General features: G+C 56.4%; 10 protein-coding genes and 1 riboswitch. Of the genes, 5 read left to right on the top strand and 5 right to left on the bottom strand.

The genetic code is table 11. The features are described 5' to 3' along the window. The first annotated feature begins 75 nt into the window (after window positions 1-75). From DFP98_RS10685 to DFP98_RS10675, 3 genes are all read left to right on the top strand, one after another. Window positions 76-1,506 carry a PDZ domain-containing protein gene (locus DFP98_RS10685; protein WP_116060578.1) on the top strand — a complete coding sequence of 477 codons (1,431 nt, stop codon included), beginning with the start codon at window positions 76-78 and terminating at the stop codon, window positions 1,504-1,506. A gap of 40 nt (window positions 1,507-1,546) precedes the next feature. Next, a riboswitch (guanidine-I (ykkC/yxkD leader) is annotated at window positions 1,547-1,657 on the top strand. A gap of 123 nt (window positions 1,658-1,780) precedes the next feature. Then, the gene (locus tag DFP98_RS10680; protein WP_116060577.1) at window positions 1,781-2,119 is read left to right on the top strand and encodes a DMT family transporter; all 339 of its coding nucleotides are present in this window, start codon (window positions 1,781-1,783) and stop codon (window positions 2,117-2,119) included. After that, window positions 2,119-2,439: a DMT family transporter gene (locus DFP98_RS10675; protein ID WP_116060576.1), complete on the top strand. Its 321-nt coding sequence runs from the start codon at window positions 2,119-2,121 to the stop codon at window positions 2,437-2,439. Before DFP98_RS10680 ends, DFP98_RS10675 begins: the two co-directional genes overlap by 1 nt. A 6-nt stretch (window positions 2,440-2,445) precedes the next feature. On the opposite strand, the gene DFP98_RS10670 is transcribed toward DFP98_RS10675, so the two are convergent. From DFP98_RS10670 to DFP98_RS10650, 5 genes are all read right to left on the bottom strand, one after another. After that, window positions 2,446-4,116 (bottom strand): alpha/beta fold hydrolase, encoded by a 1,671-nt coding sequence (locus DFP98_RS10670; protein ID WP_116060575.1) that lies wholly within the window; start codon window positions 4,114-4,116, stop codon window positions 2,446-2,448. Between the two features lie 3 nt (window positions 4,117-4,119). Continuing rightward, window positions 4,120-4,800: an SdpI family protein gene (locus DFP98_RS10665; protein ID WP_116060574.1), complete on the bottom strand. Its 681-nt coding sequence runs from the start codon at window positions 4,798-4,800 to the stop codon at window positions 4,120-4,122. After that, entirely contained in the window at window positions 4,793-5,071 is a 279-nt protein-coding gene (locus DFP98_RS10660) for an autorepressor SdpR family transcription factor (RefSeq protein WP_116060573.1), read from the bottom strand. The genes DFP98_RS10665 and DFP98_RS10660 overlap by 8 nt, the downstream gene beginning before the upstream one ends. A 153-nt stretch (window positions 5,072-5,224) precedes the next feature. Beyond that, window positions 5,225-6,343: a TFIIB-type zinc ribbon-containing protein gene (locus tag DFP98_RS10655; protein ID WP_116060572.1), complete on the bottom strand. Its 1,119-nt coding sequence runs from the start codon at window positions 6,341-6,343 to the stop codon at window positions 5,225-5,227. Between the two features lie 17 nt (window positions 6,344-6,360). Continuing rightward, window positions 6,361-7,410, bottom strand: a complete 1,050-nt coding sequence (locus DFP98_RS10650; protein ID WP_116060571.1) for an SPFH domain-containing protein — start codon at window positions 7,408-7,410, stop codon at window positions 6,361-6,363. Between the two features lie 285 nt (window positions 7,411-7,695). Here DFP98_RS10650 and uvrB point away from each other — a divergent pair, with 285 nt between their 5' ends. Further along, window positions 7,696-9,696 (top strand): excinuclease ABC subunit UvrB, encoded by a 2,001-nt coding sequence (gene uvrB / locus DFP98_RS10645; protein WP_116060570.1) that lies wholly within the window; start codon window positions 7,696-7,698, stop codon window positions 9,694-9,696. Window positions 9,697-10,030: 334 nt separating this feature from the next. Further along, window positions 10,031-12,889, top strand: a complete 2,859-nt coding sequence (gene uvrA / locus DFP98_RS10640) for an excinuclease ABC subunit UvrA (protein ID WP_116060569.1) — start codon at window positions 10,031-10,033, stop codon at window positions 12,887-12,889. Window positions 12,890-13,063: the final 174 nt, after the last annotated feature.

Here is a 13,063-nt window from a genome sequence, read left to right as displayed (position 1 = left end):
ATTAGGAGGTTGATCTCGATCAGCTTCCTTTTTTGCGTTGGCGTGCGTTGAGTTGCAAGGAAGAGGAGAGGCGCGATGGATGATCTTTTGAATATACTTAAAGAGGTTGGACAAGCCGCGGTCGGTCTGTTCACTTTTCCATATTTTTATATTGCGATTGCGCTCGTATGGTGGCATACCCGTCATACAGTCACGCTGCAGCGCAGGCTATATCATGTTCGTCTATACGGTGCAATGCGGTTAACGCTGACGAGAACGGCGTCCGGGCTGGCTGTCGGGATCGTTCTTTCCGTAGTCGGCCTGGGAGCCGGCGCCGTTCTGAACGGCGAGACGTTAATGTTCGTCTGGATCGCAATGGCCGTGTTAGCGTTGTTTCGCTTCAGATACGTGTGCCTGGCATACGCTGCGGGGGCGCTCGGTCTGCTGCAATCCGGGGTGGAATGGGCGGGAATAGAGGCCGCCCAAGGTTCGGCTGTCGCAGAAGCGTTGCGGATGCTTCTGGCGATCGACGTTCCTGCTCTGCTCTTCATAGCAGGCGTTCTCCATATCGCGGAAGGTTTTCTCGTCCGATTGCAGAGAGGGACGATTGCGATTCCTCTGTTTCTGCAAGGAAAACGAGGCAAGCCAATGGGGGCATACGCGATTGCCGGTGTATGGCCCATTCCGCTGCTCTGGCTTGTGCCTTCATCGAGCGGCGGGTTTACATTGCCATGGGCGCCTTTGTTCGGAGGCGATGCGGCGGCCTGGAGCTTCCTGGCTTTTCCGGTTTTGATCGGTTTCAGCGACCGAACGGCGACCAATTGGCCGGAACGCAAGGCCGGGATGTCGGGCAATCTGCTAATGCTTTACGGCGTAATTATCGCCTTGTTGGCCGTCTGCGCTGTCTACTGGTCTCCGCTTGTCGCGATCGCTTCGGCAGCGGCCTTCCTGCTGCATGAAGGCTTGCTATGGATTAGCCGGATCGGAGAAGCAGGCAAAGATCCTTTGTACTCCCAGGACGGAACAGGAGTAAAGGTGTTGGCGGTGCTCCCCGGAACGCCGGCGGCCGAGCTTGGCTTGCAGGCCGGAGAAGTCATCAAAAAAGTTAACGGGGCGGTCGTGCGCAACAAAATGGATCTGCATGCCGCATTGCAGCTTCAATCGGCCTATTGCAAGCTGGAGGTCGTCAATCGCGAAGGACACGTCAAGTTCCTCCAAAGAGCGCGTTACGAGGGCGAGCATTATCAGCTGGGGCTTATTCCGGCTCCGGACGACGACATCGAGTTCGTGGCCTCGCCGCGCTCTGCGTCGATCTGGCAAGGGCTAAGAGAAGCGGGAGCGCGGCGTCTAAGGAACTCTCCAACGATGAGGCAGCAGGAAGCTCGCCGCGAGGCGGAGCTGGCCGCAGCTGAACAAGCGGCCGCTTCGCAAGCTGCTGCGGAGGCGCTGGCGGAGGCCGAGCGGAAGAAGGCGGAGGAAGAAGTCGGCTTGCCTCCTCGCGCCGCCCATGTCCGGATGAAGTCTTGACAAGGGGCGAGAGGTTTAGTATTTTTTAAGTGATCATCAGGAATAGGGTCCCTAGGGTTCCACGGCGCCGCCAACGCCGGTTCGGTCCGAGAGGGAGCGCATCTTCGCCGTTGTGGCGGGATGAACACGGAGGGATAAAAGCCCGGGAGTATCGATGACGACCCGCGACGCCTGCACGGATCGCGATGGTCTGCGATGCTTCGGGCTTTTTTTGTCGTTCGGCCGGAAGTACTGGAGGCGGCGGGACACACTACATTCGGAGGTGTATGAAATTATGAATCGATCCTGGTTATTGCTGCTTGCGGCCGGAGTGTGCGAGGTAGGCTGGGTATCCGGCTTGAAACACGCATCGAATGCGGGAGAGTGGGCGCTGACCGTCGTCGGCATCGTACTCAGCTTCGCGGGATTGCTGCGGGCAACGCGCGACTTGCCCGTCGGCACTGTATATGCGGTGTTTACGGGGATCGGAGCGGCGGGTGCGGTGCTGGCGGAGTCTTTATTTTTCGGTGCGGAGTGGAATGCGGTCAAACTGCTCCTTGTCGCGGTGCTAATCGTCGGCATCGGGGGACTGAAAATGACGACGGATGTCAAAGCGAAGGGAGAGAACGGATAATGGCGTGGATTGCGCTTGTCTTCGCGGGGTTATTTGAGGTTGTGGGCGTGCTTGCCATGAATCGGCTGAAGGAGAAAAAAGACAAGCTGAGCATGCTCATGCTTGTCTTGGGCTTTATTATCAGCTTTAGTCTGCTGTCCGTAGCGATGAAGTCGATCTCGATGGGAACCGCATATGCGGTATGGACGGCGATCGGGACGGTCGGCGGAACGCTCGTAGGCATGCTGCTGTATGGAGAGTCCCGCCAGCCCCGGAGAATTTTTTTCCTTGCGCTTGTGGTTTCGGCTGTAGTCGGTCTTAAGGCAATCGGAGGAGAGTAATCGCGATTACTTGATAATCCAGTCGGCGATATCCCGAATGACTTGCGCGTCGACATGCCCGTCCTTGTCTTTCGCAAAGAAGTGGTTAAGGCCCGGATACAGCTTAAAGGATGCTTTACTGTTGTTTTTCAAGGTTTCCTGCCATTGAATATAATCTTTGTCCGCATACACTTGGACGTCGGCTTCGCCCTGCAGCACGAGCACCGGCTTTGTCAGCTTGGCGGCGATGCCGTCGGCGCCGCGGCTGTCCATTTCCTTGAAGTAGTAAGCCGGGATGCCGAATAAGGTTTGTTTTTTCGCTTCATCGTCGGTAAGGCCGGCAAGGGCTTGCGCTTTCTTAACCTCGGCGGCGACGAGCTCCGTGTTGGCGGCTTTAGCCGGATCGCCGTCTTTCATTGTGGCGATCACCGCAGCGTTCTGGTCCGCGATAATTTCCCACAGCGTGCGGGGAGAGCCGGCCAGAATCGCAAGTCCGGCGAAATCTCCTCCGTCGGCGTCGATGCGGGGGGCTAGCATGCCGCCCAGGCTGTGGCCAACGACAAACACCTTCGAGGCGTCAATGCGCGGGTCAGCCTTCAGCAGCTTCGCCGCCGCGATAGCATCGTCGACCGTCTCATCCTTAACCGTGAAGGATAAGAGCATATCGGGGGTGAAGCTCTGTCCATGAGCGAACGTTCTCTTGTCGTAGCGCAAGACGGCGATCCCCTGCTCGGCAAGCCCCCAGGCAAGATCGCGGAACGGCTTGGCGAGGCCGACGGTTTCGTCTCGGTCTGTTGAGCCTGAGCCGTGGACGAGAACGACGGCGGGCAGCTTGCCGGAGCTGTTTTTGGGCAGTGTAAGCGTACCTGGCAGAGGATACTTCGTTCCTTCTCCGACGGTGACTTCCTCTTCAACTAGGCCGGCCGGAACGGGAGCTTGCTCTGCAACAAGCTTCATCCATAGTCCGGTAACTTGATTGTCGGCGTTCAGGGTGAGCGTTAATGCGACTTTCGCTTTGGCAAAGGTTAGCAGAGCGATGAACTGAGGCTGATCGGCAGCTGCGGCATTTACTTGAATCGCTTCGATTCCGCTATATTTTCCGACTGGAGCAACCGTTTGCTCCCAGCCGGCTTTCAGCGCTTCAGGCGGTACCGCTTTCTGCAGGGCGTTATCGAAATAAGTGCCGGACAGCTGTTCATATTCGCCCGCAATGAGCTTCTCGACAATTGTCCTCACGGCGTTTTCGCTAGCCTTCGCCGTGAGAATAGAAGCCGTTGCGCTATCTTCATGAATAACCGTTTGCAAGCCGAGCGTTCTCTCGAAGAAGGAGAGCGGGACGAACATACGGTTGGATTTGACGACTGCATTGGCGCCAAACGCGATGCTGGCTTGGCCTCCGATATGCGCTTCGTTGCTCCCCGACTTGACGGTTGCCGTTACGGCGGAGCCGGTGATCGCCGCTTCCTTGGAAGCGGGAACGTATTCGACCTTGAGGCCAAGCGCTTGCGCGGTTGGACGAAGCGGGACCATGACGTCATTGCCGCTCCTGTACGGCTGGGCATCGGGGAACAGAAGCGCTTGACCGTCGATGTTAAGCTTAAAAGCAGTCGCTGAGGCGGCAGAGGACGATAACGGGATTGCGGATAGAAGCATGGCGGATGCGGTTGCGATCAGGGCGGTTTTTCTAATTTTTTTCATGGGTCATACCTCCGTTTTATTTTTGAAAATCAGGTAAGAATAGACGGCGGGAACCAGAGCGCTCGCCAAGGCGCATATAATAACGATTGCCGCTATCCATTGCATTGAGGCAAACCAGGCGGACACGAACATCACGATGCCGGCTATGAACCACAGGCGACCGGCAAGACGGTGAGTCAAACGCCAATTGCGCTCATCCATAAGCGCCCAGGGCGTACGGATGCCGATGAAGAAGTTGCTGCGCACTTGCCCCATGCGGTTGCCGATAATAATCCACAATAGCCCGATTCCTCCGAGCACCAGATTGAGCATCGGCATTTTATGGCCGGTATTGTCCAGAATGACAATCAGCATCACAGATTGGAAGAAAAGGCTAATCGCCCAACGCATCAGATGATAGTAGCCTTCGAATCGGCTGTAATTGCTTTTTCGGGGATCAACGTAACGTATCAGGGACAGCAGAGCGGGCAGCGCAACTGTCAACGCGGCGTTGAAAAGCCAGAAGCTCCATTTTGTCATCGTGCGATCGGCTTCGCCGTTGATGTTATAGTGGGAGGCGACAGTGTCGGGAAGCCGGGAATTGAATACAAGGAACAGTGTGATAAAAATCGCGATGTTCATGCCAAGCAGCAGCCAGTCGTTTTTTGACCATAGGGTTGTTTTTTTGTCGTTGCCGTCAGTCATTGGGCGTCTCTCCTTTAGTCCCGATCATGCCGAGAAACCAGCTCATGGCTTCCTGCATCACGGACATGTTGAGGGAATAGATGATACTCTGTCCTTGTCTTTCGTCTTGAACGAGCTGCGCCTGCTTCAGGATGCTCAGATGATGGGAAATACTCGGCTTGGAGATGTCGAAGTGGTCGGCGATCTCTCCTGCAGACATGTCCCGGTCTTTCAGCAGCTGGAGAATTTTGCGTCTTGTCGGATCTGAAAGCGCCTTGAACGCGTCGTTCATAAAAGCGGCCCCTCCTTTCGCGAGGGTGGTGTTTTTCGATATTTAGATAAATATCTAAATCTTATATTTAGATGATAAGCTAAATATCGAAAGGAGTCAACTATCTGTCGATGGCAAAAAAAGAAGTCCGGCGATGAACCGAACTTCGCTTTGTTATGTTGTAGTCGAGGTGATTTCCGGGTGGCTGGCGATAAACCAGACGATGGAGCCGACGATGCCCAGCAGGAATAGCGTGAACAGAGTGATTTTGAGGGCGCTGCGGGGAACGCGTCCGGAGACGGTCCCCGTCTGGCCGTTCACCATGTAGTAATACTTCTTCGATTTGTAGACGTAGTTGGCGTTCCATACCGGCAGCAGCAGATGTTTATAAGTGATGGCATTGTACGTAGTCCGGATGCGCAGGTTGCGGATTTCGTCCCCGCCGATCACACTGCGGATTTCCGTATTAAGCGTACTGTCGGCTCGCTGCTGCGCCTTCTCCCAGCCTTCCTCGCGAGTGATGGAATAACGCTCCGAGATGTAGCCGCTCAAATACTCCGGCTTGTAGCCGTGAAGCTCGGACAGCTTGAAATCTCCCAGCTCCTTCAGCAAATCGGAGTTATAGTGCCCTGAAGCCGGGATGAGAATGTCGTCGAAGCTCCTGCCGTAATCCCCTCGCGTAGAATGCCAGACGGTGTATCTCTCCTGGGCGGTGTACGTCTCGGTTTTGCCGTTGACGACCCTCGTCTTGGTTACCGTCCGGTAGTGATATATGCCAACCTCTGCGGAGTAAACCGAATACGTCTCGGTGTCGTAAGTCCAGTAGGGGATATAGATCCCGTTCAACTGGGAGTCGACATCCGTTTTTTTGAAGTGATTAGGCATAAAATATTTCTTTTTCTTCCAACGGGCGAACGAGTTGAGCGCCTCATCGCGCGATACCCGGAAGGGGATAACGGATTCCGGGCGGATGCTGCGTACATTTTCTTGGCTTAGCACCTTCGGAGAGCCGCAGAAGACGCAGGTGGACGTCGTCTGCCCCGCCGGGATCAGCGTCTCTCCGCCGCATGTCTCGCAGTGAATTGCCTGTTGCTGCGCACCCCAGTCCTGCAGGCGATCCAGATTCTCGTCGCGCCGGTTGAAGGCATGCTCCACGGGCTCGTCGAGAATTTTCTCGATTTCCTTATTCGCTCCGCAATATTGGCATTTCAGGTTTTGACTTTCCGCATCGAATACCATCGGACCCGCGCAACTGGGGCACGGGAATCGAATCGCGGTCGCAGCGTTATTCATCTAAATGACGCCTCCGGCTAAAGTTTACTTCCGCAATCGGAACAGAATTTCGCGTTCTCGTTCAGCCGGCTTCCGCATTCGGAGCAGAACTTCTTGCCGCCTGAAGCTTGCCCCTGCTGCCCCGCATCTCCCGAAGCCGCCCCTTGCCCCGTCGAGCTCTGGCCTGCAGAAGCTTGCCCGGCTGCCCCCGCCGCGCCGCCGCCCGAGTTCATCTGCTGGAACATTTGTCCCATCATCTGACCCATCGCCATGCCCGCGCCCAACTCCGCGCCTGCGCCCGCCGCGCCGCCGTGCGGATTGTTCGCGGCTTCGCGAAGCGCCTCGGCCGTCTGATACTTCATATATTGATCCAGGTTGCCGGCGATGTTCATCGACGATTTGCGGTCGATCATCTGCTCCACTTCCGGCGGCAGCGACAGGTTTTCGATCGTTACGTTCGTCAGGGCAAGACCGATCGCCGCAAAGTTCGGCAGCAGCTTCTCCGCAGTCATTCGTCCGAGCTCGTCGTAGGAGCTCGCCAAGTCGAGCACCGGAATTTTCGCTTCGCCGACGAGATCGCTGATTCCGGATACGACGACCGCTTTCAGATAGCCGGTGATGCCAGCGGTCGTGAACTCCTTTTTCGTTCCGAAAATATCGCGCAAAAAGATGACGGGATCCTGCACTCGGAAGGAATAATTGCCGAAGCCTCGCATCCGAATCATCCCGAACTCGGGATCGCGCATAATGACCGGGTTTGTCGTGCCCCATTTTTGATCGGTAAAGGTGGTCATGTTCACGAAGTAAACGTCCGATTTGAACGGGGAGTTGAAGCCGTGCTTCCACGATTTAAGAGCTGTAAGCACAGGCATGTTTTGCGTGCTTAGTGTATAGGTGCCAGGGCCGAAAACGTCGGCAATCTGCCCTTCGTTAACGAAAATAGCGGCTTGGGATTCGCGGACGATGAGCTTTGCTCCCATCTTGATCGCGTTGTCGTAGGCCGGGAAGCGATAGACGACAATCCCCCGATCGTCGAGCCATTCGATGACTTCTATGAACTGTCCTTTAATGAAATCAAACAAACCCATGCGTCACTCTCCAGTCTGCCTCCGAACGCTCGAAAGGCGATTTTTTAGCGAATATGTTCAATTAGTTATATCGTATCATAAAAAGACGAAAGTTTGCTGCATAATCGCCAAAATCCGACCCCGTCTTGGGCGCGGGCTCTTTTGACGCTTCGCCGACAAACCGATATAATAGATGGGAACACACATTCTGTTGACGGAACGGATATAAACGAACGATTCGCAGAGAAGAACGGGATTGAACCGATCACGTGCAGCTGCGGATGCGGAAAGGGGCAACGATAACGGATGGCCGATACGGAATTGTTGAATAAGCCGTTTAACCTGGTTTCGGAGTACGCGCCTTCCGGCGACCAGCCGGGTGCGATCAGCCAGCTTGCGGAAGGTATAGCGGCGGGCAAGAGGCATCAGACGCTGCTCGGGGCGACGGGGACGGGGAAGACTTTTACGATCGCCCAGACGATCGCGAAGGTGAACCGCCCGACGCTCGTGATCGCTCATAATAAGACGCTGGCGATGCAGCTGTGCAGCGAGTTCAAGGAGTTTTTCCCGGAGAACTCGGTGGAATACTTCGTCAGTTATTATGATTACTATCAGCCCGAGGCGTATATACCGTCTACCGATACGTATATCGAGAAGGATTCCAGCATCAACGACGAGATCGATAAGATGCGTCACTCCTCCACGGCGGCGCTGTTCGAGCGGCGCGACGTCATTATCGTGGCGAGCGTGTCCTGCATTTACGGTCTCGGTTCTCCCGAGGAGTACCGCGATCTCAGGCTCAGCCTGAGAGTGGGGATGGAGAAGTCTCGCAACGCCATTTTGCACAAGTTGATCGACATTCAGTACGAGCGCAACGATCTCAACTTCGTCCGGGGCACGTTCCGCGTGCGCGGCGATGTGATTGAGATTTTCCCGGTGTCGCGGGGGGATTCGGCGATTCGCGTCGAGATGTTCGGGGACGAGATTGAACGGATCACGGAGATCGACGTGCTGACGGGCGAGATTACGGGCGAACGAGAGCACGTCGTCATTTTCCCGGGGTCTCACTTCGTTACCGGCGAGGAGAAAATGAAGCGGGCGCTCGTGAACATCGAGCGCGAACTGGAGGAACGGCTGGCCGAGCTGAGAGAGCAGGGTAAGCTGCTTGAAGCGCAGCGGCTGGAGCAGCGCACGCGGTACGATCTGGAGATGATGGCCGAGATGGGCTTTTGCTCCGGCATCGAGAACTATTCGGGGCCGATGACGTTCCGCGAGCGCGGCGCTACCCCGTACACGCTGATGGACTTTTTCCCGGATGACTTCGTCGTCGTCATCGACGAGTCGCACGTTACGCTGCCGCAGGTGCGGGCGATGTACAACGGTGACCAGGCCCGGAAGTCGGTGCTCGTCGATCATGGCTTCCGCCTGCCGTCGGCCAAGGATAACCGTCCGCTTCGTTTCGAGGAATTCGAGCAGAAGGCGAAGCAGTTGATCTACGTTTCCGCAACGCCGGGACCTTACGAGCTGGAGCACTGCCCAACCGTCGTCGAGCAGATCATCCGTCCGACGGGACTGGTCGACCCGATTATAGAGGTACGTCCGACCAAGGGGCAGATCGACGATCTGCTTGGAGAGATTCGCGACCGGATCGCGAAGGACGAGCGCGTGCTGGTAACGACGCTGACGAAGAAGATGTCCGAGGATCTGACCGATTATATGAAGGAAGTCGGCATCAAGGTTCGCTACTTGCACTCGGACATCAAGACGTTGGAGCGGATGGCGATTTTGCGCGATTTGCGACTGGGAACGTTCGACGTCGTTGTTGGTATCAACCTTCTCCGGGAAGGACTCGATTTGCCGGAGGTCAGCCTGGTGTCGATTCTGGATGCCGATAAGGAAGGATTTCTACGCTCGGAGCGATCGCTTATCCAGACGATCGGCCGTGCGGCGCGGAATGCGGAAGGCCGCGTCATTATGTATGGAGACAGGATCACCGATTCGATGGAGCGGGCAATCAGCGAGACTGAGCGACGCCGTGCCATTCAGCTGGCTTACAACGAACAGCATGGCATTACGCCTCAGACGATCATCAAGAAAGTCAGAGACTTGATCGAAGCGACCAAAGCCGTAGAAACGAAGAGCTCGTTCCTGACCGGTGCGGAGGATCTCAGCAAGCTGTCGAAGAAGGATCGCGCTTCTGTCATCGAGCGTCTGGAGTTCGAGATGAAGGAAGCGGCGAAGAGCCTGCAGTTCGAGCGCGCCGCAGAGCTCCGCGACGCGTTGCTTGAGCTGAAGGCTACAATGTAGCTCTCTCAGACCTTCCATACAAGTTCGTGTTCAAAAAGTCGGCTTTTCAGGACCAAGAAGGTTGGATGAGGCTTAGGGAGTGAGGAGCAGAGCGTAGGAAAACCTACGTGAGCACCGGAAGGCCCGGCTGAATTCAAGATTCGATGTCGAATCCGCTTCCTGCTTTACTTCGTCATCAAAAGTTGACTTTTTGAACATCCTCTCAAATCTATTTGCAAGGCCGCCCGCAGTTCGGTATAATTAACGGGAACGTACATTCCTATACGGAGTGCGACTGCGGACGGTCAAGCTGGAAGAGCAGCCCCCGCCTTGTCGCGAAAGGGGCTTTTTCGTTTTGGCTAACGAGCAGATCGTCATTAAGGGCGCTCGCGCCCATAACCTGAAGAACATCGACGTTACGATTCCGCGCGACAAGTTTGTCGTGCTAACCGGGCTGTCCGGCTCGGGCAAATCCTCGCTCGCCTTCGACACGATTTACGCCGAAGGGCAGCGCCGCTATGTCGAGTCTTTGTCCGCTTACGCCCGTCAGTTTCTCGGGCAGATGGATAAGCCTGACGTCGATTCCATAGACGGCTTGTCTCCGGCGATTTCCATCGACCAGAAGACGACGAGCCGCAACCCCCGTTCGACCGTAGGCACGGTCACGGAGATTTACGATTACTTGCGTCTCATGTACGCCCGTGTCGGCAAGCCTCATTGTCCGGATCACGGCATCGAGATTACTTCCCAGACGGTCGAGCAGATGGTCGACCGCATTATGGAATATCCCGAGCGGACGCGTCTGCAGATTCTGGCTCCTGTCGTATCGGGGCGCAAGGGCGAACACGCCAAGCTGCTGGCCGACGTTCAGAAGCAGGGCTTCGTGCGCGTTCGCGTCAACGGAGAGATCCGCGATCTCTCCGAGAAGATCGAGCTGGAGAAGAACAAGAAGCATTCGATCGAGGTCGTCGTCGACCGCATTGTCGTCAAGGACGATGTGCAGACGCGGCTTGCCGACTCGCTTGAGATGGCGCTGAAGCTGTCCGGGGGTCAAGTTCTCGTCGATATTATCGATAAGGAAGAACTGATGTTCAACTCCAATCTTGCTTGTCCGGAGTGCGGCTTCTCGATGGATGAGCTGGCTCCGCGCATGTTCTCCTTCAACTCGCCTTTCGGCGCTTGTCCGGAGTGCGACGGGCTTGGCGTCAAGATGATCGTCGATCCCGAATTGCTTGTCCCCGATCGCTCCAAGAGCATCGAAGAGGGCGCGTTCGAGGCCTGGGCGGGCAGCACCTCCAACTATTATCCGCAATTTCTGAACGCGGTGTGCGCGCATTACGGCATACCGACCGACGTGCCGATCGAACAGCTGCAGGACAAGCATTTGCAGATCATTCTGTACGGAACGGGCGGAGAACGCATCCGCTTCCGCTACGAGAACGAATTCGGCCATACGCGCGATGCGCAGGTGCCGTTCGAGGGCGTCGTCCACAACCTGGAACGCCGCTACCGGGAGACCGGCTCCGAAGGCATTCGCGAGTTCATCGAAGTGTATATGTCCGCCAAGCCTTGCGGCAAGTGCCGCGGACAGCGCTTGAAGAGGGAAGTGCTAGCCGTTACGGTGGGCGCGCAGAATATTGCTCACGTCACCTCGCTGTCCATCGGCGAAGCGCAGCGCTTCTTCTCCGGCCTCGATCTGACCGAGAAGGAGCTGTCGATCGCCAACCTGATTCTCAAGGAGATCAACAACCGGCTGGGCTTCCTCGTCAACGTCGGTCTCGAATACTTGACGCTCTCCCGCGCGGCCGGCACGCTGTCTGGCGGCGAAGCGCAGCGGATCCGACTTGCGACGCAGATCGGCTCCAGCCTGATGGGCGTGCTGTATATTCTGGACGAGCCGAGCATCGGCCTGCATCAGCGGGACAACGACCGGCTGATCCAGACGCTGAACCATATGCGCGACCTCGGCAATACGCTGATCGTCGTCGAGCATGACGAGGACACGATGATGGCCGCCGACTGGATCGTCGACATTGGGCCGGGAGCGGGCAAGCACGGAGGACAGGTCATCGCCGAAGGCACGCCGTCGGAAGTGATGGAGAACGAGAGCTCGCTGACCGGGGCTTACCTGAGCGGCCGCAAGTTCATCCCCGTTCCTCTGAACCGCCGCAAGCCGAATGGCAAATGGGTGGAGATCAAGGGAGCGAAGGAGAACAACCTGAAGAATCTGAATGCCAAGTTCCCGCTCGGCGTATTCACGGCGGTGACCGGCGTATCCGGCTCCGGCAAGTCGACGCTCGTGAACGAGATTCTGTACAAGACGCTGGCTCGCGACTTGAACAAGGCGAAGACGCGACCGGGTCAGTATAAGGAATTTATCGGCCTGGAGCATCTGGACAAGGTCATCGACATCGACCAGTCTCCGATCGGTCGCACGCCGCGCTCCAATCCGGCGACGTATACCGGCGTATTCGACGACATCCGCGACGTGTTCGCGATGACGAACGAAGCCAAGGTGAGAGGCTACAAGAAAGGCCGCTTTAGCTTTAACGTCAAGGGCGGCCGCTGCGAAGCGTGCAAGGGCGACGGCATTATCAAGATCGAGATGCACTTTCTGCCGGACGTCTACGTGCCTTGCGAAATCTGCAAAGGCAAGCGCTATAATCGCGAGACGCTGGAAGTGAAATATAAGGGCAAGAATATTGCCGAAGTGCTGGAGATGACAATCGAGGACGCGACGGAGTTTTTCGTCAATCTTCCTCGCATTCACCGCAAGCTGCAGACGCTGATGGACGTTGGCCTCGGCTATATGGATTTGGGTCAGCCGGCGACGACGCTGTCGGGCGGAGAGGCGCAGCGCGTTAAGCTTGCAGCGGAACTGTACCGTCGGAGCACGGGCAAGACGCTGTATATTTTGGACGAGCCGACGACAGGGCTTCACGTCGACGACATCGATCGGTTGCTTCAAGTGCTGCACCGTCTCGTCGATTCCGGGGAGAGCGTACTCGTTATCGAGCATAATCTTGACGTAATCAAGACGGCGGATTATCTTGTCGATCTTGGACCCGAGGGCGGCAGCGGAGGCGGAACGATTATCGCCACCGGCACGCCGGAGGACGTATCCGCCGTCGACAAGTCCTATACGGGCAAGTATCTCGGCCCGGTTCTGGAGCGGGATCGCGCTCGTACGGAAGCGGCTATGACCAAGGTTTGATCGCTGCAGTCGTCGTTGTATGAGATGTTAAGAAGGAGCAGGCCCGCGGCCTGCTCCTTTATATTCTCTCGGGGTAGATAGCTGAATTTTGGTGGTTTGCATCGGTTGAAGGGGAGTGTCGAGAATTTAGAGCGGGAAATCCGCGCTGATTTTGTCGAAAGAGAATTCTACGCA

Source organism: Cohnella phaseoli (assembly GCF_003386235.1).
Classification (GTDB): Bacteria; Bacillota; Bacilli; order Paenibacillales; family Paenibacillaceae; genus Cohnella; species Cohnella phaseoli.
Note: the sequence above shows the minus strand (reverse complement) of the source record. Positions and strands in the feature narration are given on the sequence as shown.

Coding starts and splice junctions, on each gene's coding strand:
- DFP98_RS10655 (WP_116060572.1), bottom strand. CDS start 6,343: ATGAATAACGCTGCGACCGCGATTCGATTCCCGTGCCCCAGTTGCGCG.
- DFP98_RS10675 (WP_116060576.1), top strand. CDS start 2,119: ATGGCGTGGATTGCGCTTGTCTTCGCGGGGTTATTTGAGGTTGTGGGC.
- DFP98_RS10660 (WP_116060573.1), bottom strand. CDS start 5,071: ATGAACGACGCGTTCAAGGCGCTTTCAGATCCGACAAGACGCAAAATT.
- DFP98_RS10650 (WP_116060571.1), bottom strand. CDS start 7,410: ATGGGTTTGTTTGATTTCATTAAAGGACAGTTCATAGAAGTCATCGAA.
- DFP98_RS10680 (WP_116060577.1), top strand. CDS start 1,781: ATGAATCGATCCTGGTTATTGCTGCTTGCGGCCGGAGTGTGCGAGGTA.
- DFP98_RS10665 (WP_116060574.1), bottom strand. CDS start 4,800: ATGACTGACGGCAACGACAAAAAAACAACCCTATGGTCAAAAAACGAC.
- DFP98_RS10670 (WP_116060575.1), bottom strand. CDS start 4,116: ATGAAAAAAATTAGAAAAACCGCCCTGATCGCAACCGCATCCGCCATG.
- uvrB (WP_116060570.1), top strand. CDS start 7,696: ATGGCCGATACGGAATTGTTGAATAAGCCGTTTAACCTGGTTTCGGAG.
- DFP98_RS10685 (WP_116060578.1), top strand. CDS start 76: ATGGATGATCTTTTGAATATACTTAAAGAGGTTGGACAAGCCGCGGTC.